Origin of the sequence: Flavitalea plasmicola, from assembly GCF_030546645.1 — a bacterium.
In the GTDB taxonomy this organism is placed as follows: Bacteria; Bacteroidota; Bacteroidia; order Chitinophagales; family Chitinophagaceae; genus Puia.
This window is the reverse complement of the sequence record NZ_JAUOTO010000006.1, coordinates 99,808-120,141: the sequence shown is the minus strand read 5'-3', so window position 1 is coordinate 120,141 and position 20,334 is coordinate 99,808. Positions and strand designations below refer to the sequence as shown.

14 protein-coding genes are annotated in these 20,334 nt (G+C 53.1%); 5 read left to right on the top strand and 9 right to left on the bottom strand.

Annotation, left to right across the window (positions count from 1 at the left end; translation table 11 throughout):
- Nucleotides 1-216: 216 nt before the first annotated feature.
- On the bottom strand, nucleotides 217-651 hold the full coding sequence (gene ybeY, locus Q4E93_RS22220; protein ID WP_303589028.1) for an rRNA maturation RNase YbeY: 435 nt from the start codon (nucleotides 649-651) through the stop codon (nucleotides 217-219).
- A 160-nt stretch (nucleotides 652-811) separates the two neighbouring features.
- On the opposite strand from ybeY, the gene Q4E93_RS22215 reads away from it, so the two are divergent.
- Entirely contained in the window at nucleotides 812-1,042 is a 231-nt protein-coding gene (locus Q4E93_RS22215) for a FeoA family protein (RefSeq protein WP_303589026.1), read from the top strand.
- Nucleotides 1,042-1,623: a nicotinate (nicotinamide) nucleotide adenylyltransferase gene (gene nadD / locus Q4E93_RS22210; RefSeq protein ID WP_303589024.1), complete on the top strand. Its 582-nt coding sequence runs from the start codon at nucleotides 1,042-1,044 to the stop codon at nucleotides 1,621-1,623. Before Q4E93_RS22215 ends, nadD begins: the two co-directional genes overlap by 1 nt.
- A gap of 10 nt (nucleotides 1,624-1,633) precedes the next feature.
- On the opposite strand, the gene Q4E93_RS22205 is transcribed toward nadD, so the two are convergent.
- Nucleotides 1,634-1,984 (bottom strand): MmcQ/YjbR family DNA-binding protein, encoded by a 351-nt coding sequence (locus Q4E93_RS22205; RefSeq protein WP_303589022.1) that lies wholly within the window; start codon nucleotides 1,982-1,984, stop codon nucleotides 1,634-1,636.
- Between the two features lie 84 nt (nucleotides 1,985-2,068).
- Nucleotides 2,069-3,370 (bottom strand): amidohydrolase, encoded by a 1,302-nt coding sequence (locus Q4E93_RS22200; protein ID WP_303589020.1) that lies wholly within the window; start codon nucleotides 3,368-3,370, stop codon nucleotides 2,069-2,071.
- 184 nt (nucleotides 3,371-3,554) lie between these two features.
- On the opposite strand from Q4E93_RS22200, the gene chrA reads away from it, so the two are divergent.
- A complete protein-coding gene (chrA, locus tag Q4E93_RS22195) occupies nucleotides 3,555-4,814 on the top strand; it encodes a chromate efflux transporter (protein ID WP_303589018.1) in 1,260 nt (419 codons plus the stop codon).
- Nucleotides 4,815-4,825: 11 nt separating this feature from the next.
- Here chrA and Q4E93_RS22190 read toward each other — a convergent pair whose 3' ends face one another.
- Nucleotides 4,826-6,148, bottom strand: coding sequence for a DEAD/DEAH box helicase (locus tag Q4E93_RS22190; protein ID WP_303589016.1), 1,323 nt, complete (start codon nucleotides 6,146-6,148; stop codon nucleotides 4,826-4,828).
- Nucleotides 6,149-6,396: 248 nt separating this feature from the next.
- On the opposite strand from Q4E93_RS22190, the gene Q4E93_RS22185 reads away from it, so the two are divergent.
- Nucleotides 6,397-9,021 carry an MGH1-like glycoside hydrolase domain-containing protein gene (locus Q4E93_RS22185; protein ID WP_303589014.1) on the top strand — a complete coding sequence of 875 codons (2,625 nt, stop codon included), beginning with the start codon at nucleotides 6,397-6,399 and terminating at the stop codon, nucleotides 9,019-9,021.
- 148 nt (nucleotides 9,022-9,169) lie between these two features.
- Nucleotides 9,170-10,519: a T9SS type A sorting domain-containing protein gene (locus tag Q4E93_RS22180; RefSeq protein WP_303589012.1), complete on the top strand. Its 1,350-nt coding sequence runs from the start codon at nucleotides 9,170-9,172 to the stop codon at nucleotides 10,517-10,519.
- Nucleotides 10,520-10,692: 173 nt separating this feature from the next.
- Here Q4E93_RS22180 and Q4E93_RS22175 read toward each other — a convergent pair whose 3' ends face one another.
- The 5 genes from Q4E93_RS22175 to Q4E93_RS22155 form a co-directional block, all read right to left on the bottom strand.
- Nucleotides 10,693-13,080 carry an ABC transporter permease gene (locus Q4E93_RS22175; protein ID WP_303589010.1) on the bottom strand — a complete coding sequence of 796 codons (2,388 nt, stop codon included), beginning with the start codon at nucleotides 13,078-13,080 and terminating at the stop codon, nucleotides 10,693-10,695.
- A 181-nt stretch (nucleotides 13,081-13,261) separates the two neighbouring features.
- Entirely contained in the window at nucleotides 13,262-15,349 is a 2,088-nt protein-coding gene (locus Q4E93_RS22170) for a T9SS type A sorting domain-containing protein (protein WP_303589008.1), read from the bottom strand.
- Nucleotides 15,350-15,516: 167 nt separating this feature from the next.
- Complete coding sequence (locus Q4E93_RS22165) at nucleotides 15,517-16,227, bottom strand: hypothetical protein (protein ID WP_303589006.1); 711 nt, start codon at nucleotides 16,225-16,227, stop codon at nucleotides 15,517-15,519.
- Between the two features lie 125 nt (nucleotides 16,228-16,352).
- Nucleotides 16,353-19,748, bottom strand: coding sequence for an ATP-binding protein (locus Q4E93_RS22160; RefSeq protein ID WP_303589004.1), 3,396 nt, complete (start codon nucleotides 19,746-19,748; stop codon nucleotides 16,353-16,355).
- A complete protein-coding gene (locus tag Q4E93_RS22155) occupies nucleotides 19,729-20,319 on the bottom strand; it encodes a DUF4194 domain-containing protein (RefSeq protein ID WP_303589002.1) in 591 nt (196 codons plus the stop codon). The genes Q4E93_RS22160 and Q4E93_RS22155 overlap by 20 nt, the downstream gene beginning before the upstream one ends.
- Nucleotides 20,320-20,334: the final 15 nt, after the last annotated feature.

The window sequence follows — 20,334 nt, the reverse complement described above, 5'->3', positions numbered from 1 at the left end:
AGTAAAATCCTTTTGGCGGGCTGTGGAGCGAATTGTTCAAGGGGGCATGGGCGTCTATCCGGGTGTGGGGTGCTTAAGTACCAGGATGGAGAGAGGGTGATAGTTTATGGAACGGTGGGAGATCCTTTGAAAACTGCGATGAATAGTTCCACGTGGAACTACATTCTTTGATAATTATTGTGAATGGAGGATGTTTCCACGTGGAACGTTCCTCCTTTACTTAAAGTATAAGGCCAGATATTTTTCCTCCATTTTCCTCATAATTGCCTGGTCCTTTGGCTTTTTATCTTTGTATCCGCATAAGTGGAGGGCTCCATGAAAGATAACCCGATGTAATTCATTCCTTAAAGAAGTCTTAAACTGCCGTGCATTGTCCCTCACCCTGTCAACACTAATATAGATTTCTGCGTTTGTAGGTTTACCGGGATCAGAGAGGTCAAAGGTGATGATGTCTGTATAATAATCGTGCTTTAAGTGTTGCCGATTAATTTCCAATAGATAATCATCAGAACAAAATATGTAGTGGATCCCAGCCAGCCTTTTCTTTTCCCTTTTGAACAGGCTGGAGATAAACGACTTTAAATGAGTACGTTGGGTAAGGAGATGGGCTCCTTCCAGGAAATGAAATTGAACAGGAGAAGAAAGGGACATATTTGATGGCATTTCCGTGAAGGAATGAATTTTTTGAAGGATGATTTGAAATACTTCAGGGTAAAATTAATAAAAGTCAATGGGTTGCCGTTGTCCAGGAAGGATTTCGTCCACAAGCGATAAAACGTACCTTTACAAAGGATTGAGAAAATACTAATAAATGAAGCGATTATCAGAGTTAGAACCCGGAACCGTAGCGAGAATCCACTCTTTTGAAAAGAATGAACTATTCCTTAAGCTAATGGAAATGGGTTGTGTACCCGGGGAACTGATCCGGGTGGAACAGGTCGCCCCCCTGGGTGATCCTATCTCAATCACAGTGGCAGGATATAACCTAAGTCTTCGCCTGGACGAGGCGGATAATATATTTATGGAGGAGGAGGCGTACTAATGCAGATAGGGCTTTACTTCGGATCTTTTAACCCCATTCACCATGGGCACCTGATCATTGCGAACTATTTGCTGGAGAATACTGACCTTGACCAGATCTGGTTTGTGGTCTCTCCGCAAAACCCTTTGAAACCATCCGCTACCCTACTGAATGAATACCACCGGCTCTTCCTGGTACAGGCGGCCATTGAAGGGGAAAACCGGCTTAAGGCCACTGATATCGAGTTTAAATTACCCAAGCCATCTTACACAGTGGATACCCTTGCCTATCTCCAGGAAAAATATCCTGCTCCCGCTTATCAATTCTCTATCATCATGGGGAGTGACAGCTTCCAGAACCTTCCAAAGTGGAAGAATTACAGCTGGCTATTACAGAATTTTCCCGTTTATGTATATAAGCGTCCCGGGCACGAGACGCTGCTCTCTTTTCCGGAGGCCAGGAAAGTTACCGTCCTGGATGCTCCTCTCCTGCCGATCTCGGCTACGCACATACGAAAAAACATCAAGGAAGGAAAGTCAATACGCTACCTGGTGCCGGATGCGGTAAGGGAGGAAATTGAAAGAAATGGATATTATAGATAGGCAAGGGAGTCTATAAAAGTCCTTCCTGTGATTTCTTCGGCAAGGATCTTACCACCAGCATATAAGAGTCATCGATCATTTCCCGCAGGGTGCGGGCAGGTATGCTGCCATCGACCATGACTGTATTCCACATTTTCTTATTCATGTGATAGCCGGGCTGGACGGCATGGAACTGTTCTCTCCATTCGATGGCTTTCTCGGGATCGCATTTTACATTGAACTGCAGGACGGGATTATCGAGGGACACCAGCAGGAACATCTTTCCCCTCACCTTAAATACCAACGTGGTGTCGCCGAAAGGAAAGGTTTCTTCGGCTTCCTTTTTCTTCAGGCAATATTCTCTCAATGATTCGATGTCCATTCCGTAAAGTTAAGGAGGAAAGGACAATAGATCTCGTGGCAAAGCGACCGTTAGAGGCGGACAACAGGTGTCGGGGAAAGAGGATCAGTTCGAACCCGCGTAGTCCACTACCAACTGGCAGAAGGCTTTTACGCCTGTCTTGAAACCGGCTTCATCGATGTAGAAGTCGGGCGTATGATGGGGAAAGGCGGTGTGGGGATCCTGGCCTTTCTTCATTCCCCCCAGGAAGAAAAAGAAGGACGGCACTTTATCGCCGAAGAAAGAAAAATCCTCCGACCCTGTCATGGCATCGATCCAGGTGACATTGTCCTCTCCTGCTGCTTTTTGCAGTGAGGGAAGCATTTTCTTCACCAGCCCGGGGTTGTTATAAGTGATAAGGGTCTTATTCTCTATACTAAGCTCGGCAGTGGCTCCAGCGCTTTCAGCGATCTTGGTGACTGTCCTTTGCATCTTCTCGTGGATATCGCGCTGCATGGCCGTATCCAACGTTCGGATCGTGCCTAACATCTCTACTTCCTCGGGTATGATATTCGAGCGAATGCCCCCTTTGATGACGCAAACACTGATGACGGCGGGATCTTTCGTCAGTTCCGTTTGCCGGCTGATGATGGTCTGCAGTCCTGTGATGATCTGCGCGGAAACGACGACGGGATCGATGCCTCCCCAGGGTTGTGATCCGTGCGTGCCCTTGCCTTTTACTTTAAGGGTGAACCAATCGGAAGCAGCCATGGCGCCGGCGCTGCGATATTTTATCTTACCTGACTCCGTAGCCGAATTAATATGAAGGCCGAACATCACCTCTACTTTTGGATTGTCCAGCACTCCTTCTTTGATCATCAGGGGCGCCCCACCCTCTTCGCCTGTGGGAGGACCTTCCTCTGCCGGCTGGAACACAAACTTCACCGTCCCTTTCAGCTCCTGTTTCATGCCCGCCAAAACTTCGGCGACGCTCATGAGGATGGCGATGTGCGAATCATGTCCGCAGGCATGCATGACGCCTACCTCCTGGCCATTGTAGGTGGTCCTTACTTTTGAAGCAAATGGCAGGGAGGTTCTTTCGACCAGGGGAAGTCCATCCATATCCGCACGCAGACCGATGACGGGACCAGGCTTTGCTCCGCGAAGGATACCGACCACGCCGGTCTTGCCCACGCCTTCCTTTACTTCCAGTCCCAGGGAGCGGAGATGGTCGGCAATGATCTTTGCTGTTCTGACCTCGCGATTGCCCAGCTCGGGATGTTCGTGAAAATCCCTTCTCCATGCAATGGTCTTTGGCTCGATCTTATCGGCAGCGGCGCTGATGAGCAAAGTCATGTCTTTTTTTTGTGCGAGGATGTACATTGCGGGCAATAAAATGCCGGCGAGGGAAAGCAGGAATTTTCTCATGTGTTGATTGGTTTGGTTTATGCAGAACCGACCACGGGTCGGTTGACCGAAGGTCAGTAATTTAGATCAAGTTACTAATTAGCGGATTTAAATGGATGGTTCATCGATTGATTTTGTTCATGTTTTCAACAAGCCATAAATTGTACACTTATTAAAAGTTTACTACGCGCACCCGGACAACACCGTGATAGTTTTATTCCGACATATTGCATTCCTCAAGGCGGTGTTCCTGCACAGTATTTCTGCTTTTGGCGGTCCACAAGGACATATGGGGATGATGATGAAGACGTTTGTCGGCAAACGCAGGGACGTCACCGAGGCGGAACTGATGGATTACAGCGCTTTTTGCCAGCTGCTGCCTGGCGCCAGCTCCACCCAGACGCTGACGCTTATCGGTTATAAGAGAGGGGGCGTTGTCCTGGCGATGCTGACACTGATCATCTGGACATTGCCGGCCTGTATCCTGATGGGGGCTTTTTCCTTTTTTATCGCCTATGTCAATGAGCGGACGTTGAAGACGGCCGCGCTTTTCCGATTTGTAGCGCCGATGACGGTGGGGTTCATCTCCTATGGTGCGTACAAAGCGTTCCGCATATCCATACACAATACGATCACCCGCGTCATCCTGCTGGTGAGCGCGGTGGCTACTTTTATCCTTTTCAAGACGCCGTGGATCTTTCCTATCCTCCTGGTATTGGGCGGATTTGTCACCAATCTCAGCGACCGGCGGATCCCGCAAAAAGAGCTGATGCCGAAGAAGATCAAGTGGGGGAATATCTGGCTGTTTGCCATTATTTTCCTCCTTGCCGGCGCAGGCAGTGAATTAGCCCGGAAGAACAATTGGCCGAACCGGCGGCCACTGAATCTTTTCGAGAACACGTATCGCTTTGGCAGTCTGGTTTTCGGGGGAGGTAACGTATTGATTCCCATGATGTACGAACAATTCGTAGTTCGCCCGGAATCACAAAACCTCATTCACCGGAATCCTAATATCATTCGTATCAACCGGGAAGACTTTTATTCCGGGGCGGGCATGGCCCGGGCGATTCCGGGGCCGGTGTTTTCCGTGACCTCTTTTATGGGAGGGATGGCCATGAAGGATAAGGGGACCGGGATGCAGGTGCTGGGATGTTTTATAGCGACGACCGGCATCTTCCTGCCCAGCGCGCTGCTGGTGCTTTTCTTTTTTCCCATCTGGCATAACCTGAAAAAATACGCAGTGGTATATCGTGCGCTGGAGGGTATTAATTCAGTGGTAGTGGGAATCATGATCGCTTCGGCCTGCTATATGATGAAGGATATGTCTTCCGAGAGCTGGACGGACCTTTTTCTCAACCTGGGGGTGATAGTAGGGACATTCCTGCTGCTGAATAACAGCCGGCTGCCTTCGCCACTGATCGTGCTGGTTTGCCTGTTGCTGGGATGGGGCTGGACTTTCTTCTGAGATAAGAAATATCAGCCGGCTTGCCCGGAGCTTCTTCCGCCGCCACCTCCCTGTCTTCCCGCGCTGTTCTGGCCATTGTTGTTCCTGCGTTGATGCTGGGGCTGGAAGCGTTTTCCATTGCTTTTGCCACCACCACCCTGCCTATGGCCGCCACCACCGCCGCCGCCTGTGCGACGGGACTTTCGGGGATTATATTCGGGGGTAGGTCCAAACTGTTCGGGCACTTCGGCCTTCGGAACGGGTGATCCCAGGAGCTGCTCGATCGTATTGAATTTATTCTGCTCTTTTTCGCTGACGAAAGTATAGGCAACGCCGTCCGTTTCGGCACGGGCGGTACGGCCGATGCGATGGACGTAATCTTCGCCGTCGTTGGGCACGTCGTAGTTGACCACCAGGTCGATGTTATCGATGTCGATACCACGGCTAAGGATATCCGTTGCGACGAGGATCTGCAGGCGCCTGCTGCGGAATTCCAGCAATACTTCTTCCCGTTCCGCCTGTTCCAGGTCGGAGTGGATCTCTTTCACATTGAAGCGGGCCCGCTTCAGGTCCATGGTCAGCTGTTTCACATTATGCTTCTTGGAGCAGAAGATGAGGATGCTTTTGAAGTTGGTGGATTTCAGCAGATCCTTTACCAGGGGGATCTTCTGCGCATCGTATACGATGAAGGCCCGCTGTACAATTTTCGCGGGAGGCTTAGAGATGGCGATATTGATCTCCTCGGGCTCATGGAGGATCTTTTTGGCCAGATCGCGGATCTTGACGGGCATGGTGGCCGAGAAGAGCAGGTTTTGTCTTTTAGGGGGCAGAAAGGAGATGATCTTCATGATGTCATCGTAGAAGCCCATGTCCAGCATTCTGTCGGCTTCGTCCAGTACAAGGTATTGGAGGCCCTGCAGCCTGACATAGCCCATGTTCAGGTGGGCGATCATGCGTCCGGGGGTACAGATGACGATGTCGGCGCCACGGGAAAGCGCCTGTTTTTCATTGGTGAAGTTGCTGCCGTCTCCGCCGCCGTAGACGGCGATGGAGCTGATCTCCGTAAAGTAGGCCAGCCCTTCCAGGTTTTGTGCGATCTGTACGGCCAGTTCCCGGGTGGGAACGATGACGAGGGCATTGACCTGGTCGTCTATGCGGGAGGCGAGCAACTTATTGATGATGGGAAGCAAAAAAGCGGCGGTCTTGCCGGTGCCGGTCTGGGCGGAAGCAATGATGTCCTTACCAGCGAGGATCAGCGGGATCACCTGCTCCTGTACCGGAGTGGCATTTTCGTATCCAGAGGCATCGATGCCTTCCAGCAGGCTCTCATTCAGTCCGAATTCTTTAAAAGTCAAATTATAGAGTTAAAATGGGCAAAAATATAATAAAAGTGTGGAGCAGCCTGTTTCTAGGGAAGCAGCATTACCACAAGTAAAGTTAGCGAAAGGGAGAATGCCGGGCAAACATTTAATATTTCCGGCACGAACTTAGTAACTTGACGGCTGAATGACGATTGCCGTGGCCAGATGCTTGCCGCAAATGGACTCCATTGGAAAAGTCCACTGTGCGGCAATTTTAGTAACCACGAGTGAACCCTTTTAACATGACGGCAGAACATCAACGACTGGCGGTTAACGCCGCCAAAAAAATACCTTTGGAGCAATGGGGACCTTATTTGAGCGAAAGACAATGGGGAACGGTGAGAGAGGATTACAGCGCCTATGGCGATGCCTGGCATTATTTCCCTTATGACCAGTCGCATTTCCGCACCTACTATTGGGGAGAAGATGGATTGGCGGGGATCTCCGACTTTTTTCAAAATCTCTGTTTTGCGGTGGCTTTGTGGAATGGGAAGGACCCGGTCCTGAAGGAGCGGCTGTTCGGCCTGGGCAATAAGGAAGGTAATCACGGGGAAGATGTGAAAGAGCTGTATTATTATCTCGATAATACGCCTACGCATTATTACATGGATTACCTGTATAAATATCCACAACAGGAATTCCCTTATAAGCAGCTGCTGGAGGAGAACCGGAAGCGCTCGAAAGAGGAGCCGGAATATGAGCTCCTGGACACGGGTGTTTTTGACAAGGACGAGTATTTCGATGTCAACATCACGTATGCCAAGCAGAATGCCAGGGACATTTTCATCCGCATCCATTTACACAACAGGGGGCCGAAAGCGGCAGAGATCACGGTGTTGCCGACCTTGTGGTTCTATAACCGCTGGAATTATGACGGGCTGGAAAAAAAGCCTGTGATCACGGCAAGGGACAGGAATTCGGTCAAGGCCTCGCATAGCCGGCTGGGACCTTACTATCTGTATTTTCAGCAGCCGCAGTACTGCCTGTTCACGGAGAACGAGACCAATACGGAAAAAATGTCGGGGACGCCGAATAAGACGCCCTTTGTGAAGGATGCGTTCCATGAAGCCATCATTCATAAGAAGGACCTGGAGGCGCTGCAACAGAAACGGTCAGGAACCAAATTTGCGCCCGTGTATCATTATGAGATCGAGGCCGGGGGCTCGCGCACCATTACGCTGCGTCTCAGCAATAAGATCATTGAAAGTCCTTTTTCCAGCGGGACGACGGGCATATTTGCAGCCCGTAAGGAAGAGGCGGACGCTTTTTACGCATCCATCCTTCCGCCCAGGATCACACCGGAGATGGCGAATGTCCAGCGGCAGGCGCTGGCGGGACTGCTCTGGAGCAAACAATATTATCACTATGATGTGGAGCGGTGGTTGACGTCGAGCGATGGGATCACGCCGGTGAATGCCGGCAAGCTGCATGGCCGCAACCATGAATGGAAGCACCTGAAGAACCAGGATATCATCGCCATGCCGGACAAATGGGAATATCCGTGGTATGCCGCCTGGGACCTGGCTTTTCAAAGCATTTCCATGGCACTCGTGGATCCCGTATTTGCCAAGCACCAGCTCCTGCTGATCATGCGGGAGTGGTATATGAAGCCGGACGGCCAGATCCCGGCCTATGAATGGAATTTCAGCGATGTGAATCCGCCGGTGCAGGCCTGGGCGGCGCTGGAAGTTTACCGGATAGAAAAAGAGCGGACGGGAAAGGGAGATATCGGGTTTTTGAAGCGCATCTTCCAGAAGCTGCTCATCAATTTTACGTGGTGGATCAACCGAAAAGATGCCAACGGCAATAATATGTTCGAAGGCGGCTTTTTGGGGCTGGATAATATCGGGGTCTTCGACCGCAGTCACCACCTGGGTGGGGATATGCAGCTGGAGCAGGCGGATGGCACCAGCTGGATGGGCATGTATGCCCTGAACATGATGGACATGGCGCTGGAGATCGCGATGAAGGATGAGTCTTTCGAGGACACGGCGACCAAGTTCTTCGAGCAGTTTGTGCTGATCGCGGAGGCGTTGAACGAGCAGGGCATGTGGAATGAGGAGGATAAGTTCTTTTACGACACGCTGTCTATCGCGGGTCATCCGACGCAGCTGCGGATACAATCCATCGTGGGCTTAACCACCTTATTCGCCGTATCGATCATCGAAAAGAAGACGCTGGCGAAGCTGGTGGACTTTAAAAAGCGGATCAACTGGTTTGAAAGCTACCGGCTGAAGAACAAGCGCTACTGGCCCAACGAGGAGCATAGTGACGGCGAGCAGATCCTGCTCTCGCTGGTGCCGCAAAAGCGATTGGTGCACCTGTTGGCGCGACTGCTGAATGAGGCCGAGTTCCTTTCTTCCGGGGGGATCAGGGCGCTGTCCAAGCATCATGAGCAGCATCCCTACACGATCAATATCGGGGGCATCGACTATCATATCAAATATGATCCGGGTGACAGCACCTCGGATTTTTTTGGCGGCAACTCGAACTGGAGAGGACCGGTGTGGATACCTATTAATTACCTCATTATTCAGTCTATCCGGAGATACGGGAAGTTTTACGGCGACAACCTGCTGGTGGAGTACCCGGTGGGATCGGGAAAACAGCTGAACCTGGAGCAGGTGGCCGACGAGCTGACCCGGCGGGTGGTGAGTCTTTTCCATGCGGATGCAGCCGGCAAGCGGCCCCTGCATGGCAAATACAATTGGTTCTACCAGCGGCCGGGCAACCAGCACCTGCTGCTGTTCTATGAATATTTCCATGGCGATACCAACCATGGCCTGGGGGCCAGCCACCAGACCGGCTGGACCTCCCTGGTCGCTGAACTGATCAGTGAAATGGTGAGCCGCAACGGGACGACCTGACTGAACGGGGAAAAATGCCCTTTTTTGGAATTTATTCCTGATACTGGAAAGTTCCCGGGATGGGGAATATGTGTTTTAGTTTGATATACAAGTACTTATAAGAATGGCATTGCCTTGGTAATACTTTACCTGTCTTAAAAGTACTCGTATGAAAACAAAATATTACCTGATCGCCCTTCTTGCCCTTTCTTTCCTCACTACAGGCTCCGTCCTGGGGCAAACGAGCTACCTGATCACCTCCAACAAGAGCTGGTCGGCTGTGCTGCCCAATACATGCGCCAATTGTTCCATTGTCATCTCTTCCGGCGTGACGCTGACCATCGATCAGTCCGTCACTTGTCAGAACTGTACTTTCGAAGGCGGAAATCTTTCCATGACGGACAAGACCCTGAACATCCAGTATGCGGGTAGCGTCGTCACCACCCTCTTTAAAAATATTGCTTTTCAGATCTATGGCAACGACGGCAAAGTGATCGTCAATGCGCCTTTGTCCCTGGATGGGGCCACTTTCACTTTCAACAACGGATCTTATTTCAACACCAGCTACCAGGTGGACCTGGTAAACAGCAAGGTGAACCTGCTTGATAATGCCACCATGTATTCCACGGGGGGCGCCAGCACGCTGATGAGGTTGTCGAGCGGCAGCAAGATCGTCATTGGTGACGGCAGCCTGGCCAGCACAGCGGCTTTCACTGTCAGCGGCCCTTCGCTGAGCCTTTATGGCGCCTCTACGGTGGTGGTGGGCAATACCAATAATGCTTATTACAACTGGTCGAGCTATAGTGCGTCGCCCGCCAATAGCGTCAATGCAGCGACTCCCAAGGCATATTCCACCTCCAGCAGCACGATGAATTGCGGCGGCCCCGGGCAGCACGCCTGTTCCAGCCCGGCGCTTTACGGACCCGCCACCCTTGCAAACGGAGGTACACTGCCGGGCAATACATTGCCTGTGACCCTCACGGGATTTACTGCCCGGAGCAATGGGGACGGCACTGCCCAGCTGACGTGGGAAACGGCGATGGAACAGAACGCCAGCCGATTTGAGATCGAACGCAGCGCGGATGGTAGCAGCTGGAGCAAGATCGGCTCGGTGAACGCCAAGGGGAATAGCGCATCGGTTTCCGGCTATGGTTTCACGGATATGAGCCTTCTTTCCGGGACGAGCTACTACCGGCTGAAGATGGTGGACCTGGATGGGAGCGCCGTTTACAGTGAAGTAAAGGCCATACAGGGAACGGCGGTAAGCCATATCAGCTTTTTCCCCAACCCGGCGAAGGATTACGTGAATGTTACGCTGGGCGGCACGAGCACGGCGACTGTCAATGTCCGTCTTGTAAGCCAGACAGGTGCTGTGTTACAGGAAAAGAGCGTGGCGGGCGGTGCAGGTACAATCGTGACCTTTCCCCTGCAGCAGGTGGCATCGGGTCTGTATGTGCTGTATGTGTCTGCCGCGGATGGCACGCATGAGAGCAGCAAACTTTTAATTAATCGACAATAGGTCTCGTTTTTTATAGGATTTGTGGTTACATAATGTGTTAATAGTAGTTAATAGTTACGCGGGCCCCCATTTCTATGGGGGCTGTTTTTTTTCAGGAGATCCCGTGGAAATATGCTGTAACATGATAGACAATCATGTCAATAAACTACTCAATACAGTAAGTAATTGAAAAATTATTCCGATCGCAGGCTGTTTACGGGATTGGTCAATGCCGCCTTAATGCTTTGGTAGCTTACAGTCAGGAGGGTGATCAGCAGTGCCCCAGCGCCGGCGGACGCGAAAACCCACCAGGGCATACCGGAACGGTAAGCATAGTGCTGCAGCCACTTGTCCATGCAATAATAGGCGATGGGGATCGCTATCAAAAGGGAGATGCCGACCAGGGTGATGAAGTCTTTGCTCAGGAGACCCCACAGATTGAATACGGTTGCTCCCAGGACCTTGCGGACGCCGATCTCCTTAATGCGTTGCTCTGCCATGAAGGTGGCCATGCCAAACAAGCCGAGGCAGCTGATGAAGACGGCCAGTGATGCAAAGATGCCGGCCAGTTGGCCAATGCGCTCTTCGGTCCTGAATTTCCGGGCATATTCTTCGTCTGCAAATTTGTAGGAGAAGGGGACGGACGGGGAATAAGTTTTACAGACTGCTGCGATCTTTTGCAGCGCCTCGCGGGTGCTGACGTTCGGATTGATCCGGATGTTGACGTATGCGAATCCGCTTTCTGAGATGTAAAAGATCGTCGGCTTTACCTGCTGGAACGGGGACTCCATCACCATGTCTTTTACTACGCCGATGACATGGAAATCTTTTTTCCCGATGCCGCGGATGGTCTCCCCTATGGGGTTTTGCAGATGCATGTATCTTACGGCGGCTTCATTCAATACCAGGGCGAATGAATCGGTGAGATACTGGCTGGAGAAATCCCTTCCCGCGACGAACTGCCAGCCGACGGTGGTTCCATATCCCGTTGTCACGCGGATGTTCCCGAAATGATCCGTCATTGCCGGGTCTTTGCCTTTCCATATCAGGCCGCTGCGCCCATTTTCCACCCCTGTGGTGGGGCTGGATGATTCTGCGGCTTCTGTGACGGCGCCGGTGGACAGCAGGCCGGTGCGTACTGCATTGAACCGATCGTGCAGTTCATCATTCGACTCTTCGATAACGATCAACCCGTCCCGGCTGTACCCTACCGGCCTGTTCCGTGCAAATTGCACCTGTTTGAAAACGATGATCGTTCCGATGATCAGGACGACGGAGACGGTGAATTGGAGAACGACCAGGGCTTTGCGTGGACTGGTAGCGAGCCAGCCGGCCTTGAAAGTTCCTTTTAATACTTTCACCGCCTTGAAAGAGGACAGGTATAAGGCCGGATAGCTGCCCGCGATCGATCCTGTAAATAAAGTGAACCCAGCACAGGCCAGCCAGAAGGCGGGGCTGCCCCAAAGGATGGTCATCTTTTTGTCCGCAATTTCATTGAAGAACGGCACTACCAGCGCTGCCAATAGCAGCGAAAAGGCGAATGCCAGTATCGCCATCAGCATGGACTCGCAAAAGAACTGGCTGATCAATTGTGCTCTGAGGGAGCCCAGGGACTTCCGTATGCCTACTTCCTTCGCTCTTTTTTCACTGCGCGCTGTGCTGAGGTTCATGAAATTGATACACGCCAGCAGGAGCACGAACATCCCGATGATGCCGAATAGCCAGACATACTGGATCGCGCCACCCGTGTTGATCCCATTCCTGAAATCCGAATATAAATGCCATTTGCTCATGGGTTGCAGGATGATCGTGGGCCGGAACCTGGCCTTTTCACGGTCCACGTTATGGAGCTTACAATCCTTTATTTTTTCCGAGACCCTGGCCATGTCCTCATTACCGGCTATCTGCGCGAACATCTGGAAAGAATCATCATTCCAATCGGTGGCGGCTTTTTTGACCCAGCCTGTCGAACTAACGAAGTAATCCCAGGGGGCCATAAAGGCGAGATTGTGAAAAGTGGTGTTGAGGGGAAGATCTTCGTATACCCCCGCCACCGTAAAAGCGGCGTTGTTATCCAGCTTGATGAGCTGGCCCATGGGATCGGCCTCGCCAAACAAGGCGGTGGCAACTGACCGGGAGATCAGTATGGAAGAAGGGCCTTTGAGGCCGTTGCGGGTACCCCTGATCATATGGAGCGTTAGCATTTCAGGGCCTTCCGAGCTTATAAAATTGCCGGAAAAGGTGACCTCTTTGTCGGCCGTGATCAGCACATGGTTACTGGTCCAGGCAGTCATCACGATGTGCCGGAAATCCCGGCCATAATTCTTTCTTATTTCGGCCTCCAGTGGCAGGGGGATGGCTTCTCCCGTGCTTACATAGCCATTATAGGTCTCCTGCTGCATAACCCTCGCAATGCGGGCGTAGTTCTGATGGTATTTGTCAAAAGAGAACTCATCCCAGATCCAAAGCCCTATCAGCAGGGCTACGGTCATGCCTATTGACAGACCGGCGATGTTGATAAAGGACAAAGTTTTGTTCTTTTGCAGGTTGCGCAGGGCAGTCTTGAAATAGCTTCTGAACATGCGTTGTGTTTTGGAGTATAGCTGAATGACAGCCAGAAGGGTGCCGGGTTGTTTACGAACTACGAATCAATCAATTGAGGTTTGCTGGCTATAATAAACTGTCCGGATTCGCACACGCAGTGTTCCATATAAGAAAGGGCGGATCGTATGATCCGCCCTTTGCGTCCTGTGGTATGTGCCCTTAGTGATTCACCAGCAGCTTCAGTTGTTGCGGCTTCAGCCCGTCGAACCATTGCAGCAGGTAGATGCCATTGGGTATTGTTCCCAGCTGGTCGAGGAGGATCGCGTTAGCGCCTGCGCTCACCCGGGTTTGTTTTTGCCAGACCTGGCTGCCCTTCAGGTCGAACAGGCGCAGGCTGACGTCGGCATTGGAAGCTGCGACGAAAGTTACGGTGGCGGATGACCTGGCGGGGTTGGGGAAGACCGTCAGGGTGCTGGTCTTTCCGTTCATTTGAAGGGAGACGACCTTGCTGTATTGATTTTCGCCGGAGGCTTCTGTCTGACGAATACGATAGTAGACTGCGCCCGCGCCGGTGATGCCTTCGTTGTCATTGAACGTATATTGCTTGCCGGAAGAGGCGCCGGGCTGATAAGCTACATGTCCAATGTCCCGGAAGCTCCTGCCGTCCGTGCTTTTTTCCACGACATATTCCAGCGTATTGATCTCGTGGCTTACCTGCCAGGTGATGGTGTTGACGTCATTGTTCTGTACAGCGGCGATGTCCAGGAATTCCACGGACAATACTACACAGGAAATGGGGAAAACGGGCGTCTGGGATTGGGTGATGGTCTGGGAAAGCGTGCCGACCCCGCCGGCTGTCGCGCCATAGTTGATGGTGTTGCCATTGGTCGTTCCCGCGCTGCCGCCGGCTACGGAGCTGCTGCCGCCGAGGGTCATATTGGAATAAATGACGCCGCCACCGCCGCCGCCGCCGGGTCCATGGGAAGCGCCGCCGGTCATTTGATTGCTGCCGCCGTTGCCGCCTTTAGCGGTGACCGTGAGTGCCGTCAGGGAACCCGTCTTGCTATAGATGAGGATAGAGCCACCTGCGCCGCCGCCGCCGGAGCCATCATTCTTCACTGATATGTTGGCTGACCCGCCGTTGGCTTTGATGGTCCCCGAGCCTGTGATCGCGTTGGCTGAAAGGATGACGATGCCGCCGCCGGCCGAGCCGCTGCTGGCGAAGCCGCTGCCGGGGCTGCCCGTGCCATTGTTGGTCGTGCCGGCCCCACCGCCGCCGCCCATTATCAGGCGGGAAGGGGAGCCCTGGCCGAAAGTTGCTCCGGGTTTACCGCCCGAGGTGACGCCGGAGTTCCAGGCATTACCTCCGTTGCCGCCGAGGCCTGCGTTGCCGCCGCCTCCGCCGCCCGTGTTCTCATCATTGTTGCTGGCGGGGTTGCCATCGGTACCGCCGCCGCCGGCATTACCGGGAGCGCCTTTGCCGTAGCTGCCATTGGGATAACCTTCAAAGGAAGAGACATCCAAAAAAGTATTGTTGTTATTCAGGTATTTGGGGGTGCCGGCGATGCCTTCTCCTTTACCGCCATTGGCATTGCTGGTTGCCGGCGTGATGAAGTCCGCGTTGGAGCCTGTGCCGGAGCCGCTGAACGCGCGTCCGCCGCCGCCCCTGAAACCGAGGCCGGATGCGTCGATGGTGAAGCCCGCCATGTTGATATTATGGGTGGCATAGAGCGCGATGACGCCGCCGCTGGTACCGTTCCAGCGGGGAGCGGCGATATTGGCGGCGAGGGTTACGTCATAATATAATGGTACCCGGATCACCTGGTACGTATATTGTCCGTCGGTGCCGAAAGCCGTATTCTGAAAGCTGCTGCCAATGGCGGAGACCAGGTTGAGTGTACCGCCGGTGAGGGGTACGCTGTTGGCGGCCACGACAAATTCCATGCGGCCCGCCAGCAGGGCGCTGTTGTTCAGATAACCGCGACCGGACCCGGATCCGTCGCCATAGCTGGACGTATTGGCGGAGTTGATCTGCGACCCCTGCATCTGGATGACCAGCAGGACGTCGCCGGAGCTGATGGGGGTGACGCCATACGTCACCGAACCCAGGCTGATGGAAGTGCTGCCAGCGTTGACGTAAGTTTGATTCGCCGGGTAGAAGGTGTTGGGATAAGTGCTGATGGACTGATTGGTATTCAGCGGACAGCTTTGAGCGTCAGCGGTATTGCTATTTGCGGCAACGAGGGCCACTAGTAAAACGAGTGATGAATAATACCGGAGCTGAAAAGCCGGGTAAAGATGTTTCATCGGGATCAGATTGAAGGGTTGACGGATTCGGATTAGGTCTGCTCCATCAGTATCTAAAGAAGTACCAATTTACACTTAGCTATTAGTCAAGATTATACGTAAAAATTGTAATGGGAAGATTTCTACCAGCCGGAAGGTTTTTCCGGATTTGGGAAATTTGGGGAGTTCTAAAGCAGATGAACGCGTAAGGTCAGGCCGGCATTGTAGGCCAGGCCATATTCGCTGACCCGTCGCTGGTCGGCGGGTTTTATCAACCTTTTGAAATGGCTGGACCGGCCCTGGCTGTTGTCGAAATATCCCAGGCGCCACCGGGAGTTGAAATCGATGTCGGCGCCTGCGCTGGCGAAGAGGCCCAGCTGTACGTTATGGATGGCGACGGGGAACCAGAAAGCGCGGAGGGCCGGCTCGAAGATGAGGCCGCCTCTTCGAAGACCCAAGGGTTTGTGGTAGTGGTCCGCCAGCTGTTGGTATTCAGGGGGCATGCCTCCATTCAGCGCGATGATATCCCTGTGGAAGCCGATGCCGGCGCCTGCCAGCAGGAGAAAGTTATGTTGCTTTACCAGCGCGCCATACAGGCCGGCGAGGAGGTTGAAGGACGTGAGGTTCTTACCGGAATTGATGGTGGATACCCGGATGACATACATCAGCCGGGAGCCTGCGGGCATGGCGCCGATCTCGAAATGGAGACTGGACGGGACGTGGGGTTCCGTGGGATAGCCGTATTTGGCCAGCCAGCGATTGATGTGCGGATCGTTGGCATGGGTGAAGCTGAGGCCGCCGTTGAATAGCAATGAGAAAGTGGAGTCGGCGGGGCCCTGGGAAAAAAGAGGTCCTGTCGCTGTCAGTAAAAGGATGAGGATGCAGGGGATCACCTTCATCCACTAAAATTAGTCAAATTCAGCCGCTGCGCATAGTTTTTAACAAAAGCGGCCGGGTGTCGTGGGCTGTGAGCTACGAGCTACGAGCGGTGAGCTTTGAGGTGTTAGCGTTGGGTTAGGCGCTGTTATTCGTTCAGGGCCAATGCCTTCTTTTCCTTCAGCTCTTTTTTCGTCATATTAAAAAGAATGCTATGCCTGTTATTCACCCGCTGCACCAGATGGACGTGGGCGATAAAGTCCTCTACGATCTGGATCTTATCGCTGGGAGTGACCACCAGCAGCTGCAGGTGCAGCTGTTTGCAAAGTTCCATGAGATAGGTGGCTTTTTCCTCGTCCTGGTTGCTAAAGCTTTCGTCTACGGCGATGAAGCGGAGGCTTTTTGCATTGCGTCCTTCGCGGGTGATGCCGAACTGGTAGGCGATGGCGCTGCAAAGGATGGTGTAGGTGAGCTGGGCTTTTTCTCCGCCTGACAGCTGGCCCATTTGCCGATAGGTTTTCTTCAGCTCGTGCGTCTCCCTGAATTTTTCATCGGCCCAGAATTCGAACCAGTTGCGGACGTCCAGCACCCTGGCGCGGTGGGATTCATTTTCTTCCAGGCTGCTGATGAGCGTTTGTACATTTTGTTTGAAGTGAAGGGCTTTTTCCTCGAAGCTGTTCTGTTGCCAGTCGGCGGCCTGGGGCAGGGCATTCAGGAGTCTGTGCCGGAACTCTTTAATGGCCGTGTCGGTGACGGGGCGGATGCCCAGTTGGATATAGGTGTCCGGGAGCCGGTTGAAATTAATCCCCGACAAAGAGCCATTGAGGGTGAAGATGCTGTTCTTTATTTTTCTTTCCCAACTTTCCAGCTCTTCATTCAGGACGCCCATTTTTATCACGGCGGTGTCATGCAGGAGGCGTTCGAAATCTTTTTTGAAGCGGGGAAGATTTTCCGTCTGCAGCTTGTTCAGCCATTCCAGGTACTCTTCCGCGTATTCCCGTTCCGTGGGCAGCTGTTGGGTATCGCCGATCCAATCGGTGAAGCGCTGCATGATCTCGGGCGCGGGATTTTTTATGCGCATCATGGCGCGGTCCAGTTCGCGGCCTTCGCGCTGAACGCTGTCTTCCAGCTGGCGGGCGCTTCCTTCCGCCTCTGCCGTCAGCTGCCGGCATTTGGTGTCGATGTTGGCCAGCGTGCAGTCCGTCAATGCTCCGGCATGGTGTTGCTGGAACTGTAAGAGAAGATCTTTATCATTGTCTGTCAGCAGATCGAGGAGGGGTTTGCTGGCCAATCGTTCTTTCTCCATTTGGTCCAGGGCGCTACCGCCCAGGTGGAGCCGCCCGACCAGGGCATCTTTTTCCGCTTCGCTGCCGGTGATGGCGGTGCGGATGCTTTCCAGTTGTTTGGTCAATGCCTTGAGCTGATCGCTGCCTTTTTTCAGCTGCGCCATTTGTTCCTCTATGCCATACATATCCCGCTGGATGCGGGCGGTGTTGATGTTCTTAAAGCCGGGATGTTCCAGGATCCGTTTGACGGCAAAGACCTGTTCCTGCAGGCGGCGTCCTTTGTTCTCCGCGCGTTGATGCGCCTCTCCGGCCTGTTCCATGATGGAGACCAGCTGTGCGCGCCGGTGCTGCAGCGCGGCTTTCTTTTTTTCGTTGTTCCATCCCATTACATAGCGGCCGGGGTCATTGCGTTCCGGCCTGTCGTCCTTTTCGTGCCTGTCGCGATTCTTGATGAGGCCGTTCAGCGTGATGGCTTTCTCATAGCGTTCCAGGGCTTTTTCGCTTTCGACGCAGCTGTAATTGTAGAGCTGGATGACCTGCTGGCTTACCCAGGCGCTGAGGGGATGCTCCGGGTGGAACTCCAGCTTATGCCAAACGGTGCCTTCGTCTGCAAACTGCCGCAGGGCGACGTCTTTTACGTGATTGTATACGAGCCGTGCCCGGAGGTTGGTGTTGTTGACGAACTTATTGACCTTCTTATATTGTTTATCGGGGATGAGCAGCCGCAGGGACAAGGGGTTCAACAGTTTTTCCAATGCGGGCTGCCAGTCGGCTTCCGCGGCGGCGACCTGCATCAGCTCGCCTGCAAAAGGGAGCTCATGTTCTTCCAGCTTCAGGGCCTGGCAGATCTCCCTGCGGAGGTGGATGAGATGACCCGGAATATTATTCCTGTTCTCCAGGAGGATGTTGAGCTCGCCTTCGATGCGGGCCTTATCCTCTCCGGACTTTTTCAGCTGGTCCTGGGCGGCGAACAGGTCTTCATTGTTGTTGCGGATGTCGCCGGCCAATCTTTTATCGGCGCGTTCCGCCTCTTTCTTTATACGAAGGTAGGACGGCTCGTCCGCGGGCGTGGATTCGGGCAGATGCAATGCAGTACCCCATTCTGTAAACTGGCGAAGGGAGGACTCGGCCTCCTTATATTCTTTTCCCAGGGCTTCCAGGTCTTTTTCCAGCTGCTGCAGGCGCTGGCCGGCCTTGTTTTGCTCCAGCTGATTGCGTGTCTGCCTTTCTTCTTCCTGGAGACCGGCGATCTTTTGCCGGAGGCTTTCCAGCTCTTCCCGCAGCTGCTGGCTCTCTTTTTCGCTGCCGCGGATGGCTTCGTCCAGGAGATGATATTTTGTATAGCTGTTCCAGACCCTGATGGTTTCCAGCTCCTGCCGGATCTGCCGCAGCTGATCGGAGCTTTCGCGGAAGGCTTTGTAGTGTTTTTCCAGGGGCTGGAGGATGCGGATCTGCTCTTCTGATTTTTCGATGTTGCGCTGGGCGTCGGAGAGGGTGGAGAGATGTTTCTTCAGCTCCTGGAATTCCTGCTCCATATTCTTCGGTTCCAGCATATTGGTGCGGATGAACTCGTTGAGCTCGCCCAGGACCTTGATGCCCATGGTCTGATTGAAGAGGCTGAGCGCCTGCATGCTTTGCATGCCGAGCACTTCCACCAGGCGTTGGGCGTACCGGCTGGCGGCGTCGAACCATTCCACCTGTTTGCGGCTGCCTTTATTGTATTGCTGGTCGATGCGGCGGCGCCAGGCGCCGTTCAGGTCGAAGGGCCGGAAATCGTCCTCGATGTGAAGGGGTTTGTGCGCTACGGCAAAGACGCGTTTCATTTCCGAACCGCTGAACCAGCGGACCTGGAAGAGGGTGACATATTGTTCGGCCTCGTTGGAAAAATGCGCCAGCAGGATGCTGTAGGCCTGTTCTTTATTTTCCCGGAGGTAGAGGGTTTTGCTGGACTGGCCATCGCTGGTGTTGATGTTGCCATAGCCTCCGAGGACATAGGATTCTTCGGTGCGATCGCCTTTCTTTTCACTGCCGGAAGACTGGTTGTAGAAGCGGTGTTTCTTTTCCGGGACGATGAGCGTGAGGAGGGCATCCACGAAAGTGGTCTTGCCGCTGCCGTTGGCGCCAGTGAGGAGAGAGGTCTCACCCTGAGGGGAGATCTTCCATACATGCTCGTCAAAGGTGCCCCAGTTGAAGATCTCCATGTATTGCAATCGGAAGCCTGATTTGGCCTCGTCGGTACTAAATACGCCCAGCTGCATATTGCGTCAATTGGTTTTTAAAGTTTTCAAGGATCTCGTGGTCTACTTTTGCCTTTATGATCTTTTTGATACGGAATTTTTCTTCGTCGGAGAGATCGGCGGGCTCAACTTTTTCGATGAAGTCCAGCTCTTCGACCTTGTCTATGAGCCTGTCCAGGTCGCGGATGAATTTTACGCGGCTGGGGTTTTCCTTGAAGAAGAGCTCTGCATATTCCTTGATCTCCCGTCTTTTTTTGATCAACTCGCGGGCGCCGGCCTCCCCTACTTCGAACTCGGCCATCATGTCCCGGAGCAGGACCAGCAGGATGCTTTCGTCATATCCCAGCTGGATACGGCGGATCCAACCGGCTACGTTGTCCTCTTCGTCCAGGCGCAGCTGTTCCAGGTAGGCATAGCCGTCGTCTTTTTCCAGGACGAGGACCAGGCCCAGCTGCTGGAGGAAGCGGGTGAGCTCCACCTGGTATTGCATAAGCTGTTCCCATGCGGACTTTTCGAGATATTCCACCGGTCCTTTCAATAATTTGATGAGGACGGGGGTGTATGGTAAGATGTTTTGTTTTGCGACGGCCATTTTAAACGCTTTTGG

Excerpts from the sequence above, each read along its gene's own strand:
- ybeY (WP_303589028.1), bottom strand. The coding sequence starts at position 651 with ATGTCCCTTTCTTCTCCTGTTCAATTTCATTTCCTGGAAGGAGCCCAT.
- Q4E93_RS22215 (WP_303589026.1), top strand. The coding sequence starts at position 812 with ATGAAGCGATTATCAGAGTTAGAACCCGGAACCGTAGCGAGAATCCAC.
- nadD (WP_303589024.1), top strand. The coding sequence starts at position 1,042 with ATGCAGATAGGGCTTTACTTCGGATCTTTTAACCCCATTCACCATGGG.
- Q4E93_RS22205 (WP_303589022.1), bottom strand. The coding sequence starts at position 1,984 with ATGGACATCGAATCATTGAGAGAATATTGCCTGAAGAAAAAGGAAGCC.
- Q4E93_RS22200 (WP_303589020.1), bottom strand. The coding sequence starts at position 3,370 with ATGAGAAAATTCCTGCTTTCCCTCGCCGGCATTTTATTGCCCGCAATG.
- Q4E93_RS22185 (WP_303589014.1), top strand. The coding sequence starts at position 6,397 with ATGACGGCAGAACATCAACGACTGGCGGTTAACGCCGCCAAAAAAATA.
- Q4E93_RS22180 (WP_303589012.1), top strand. The coding sequence starts at position 9,170 with ATGAAAACAAAATATTACCTGATCGCCCTTCTTGCCCTTTCTTTCCTC.
- Q4E93_RS22175 (WP_303589010.1), bottom strand. The coding sequence starts at position 13,080 with ATGTTCAGAAGCTATTTCAAGACTGCCCTGCGCAACCTGCAAAAGAAC.
- Q4E93_RS22170 (WP_303589008.1), bottom strand. The coding sequence starts at position 15,349 with ATGAAACATCTTTACCCGGCTTTTCAGCTCCGGTATTATTCATCACTC.
- Q4E93_RS22165 (WP_303589006.1), bottom strand. The coding sequence starts at position 16,227 with ATGAAGGTGATCCCCTGCATCCTCATCCTTTTACTGACAGCGACAGGA.
- Q4E93_RS22160 (WP_303589004.1), bottom strand. The coding sequence starts at position 19,748 with ATGCAGCTGGGCGTATTTAGTACCGACGAGGCCAAATCAGGCTTCCGA.
- Q4E93_RS22155 (WP_303589002.1), bottom strand. The coding sequence starts at position 20,319 with ATGGCCGTCGCAAAACAAAACATCTTACCATACACCCCCGTCCTCATC.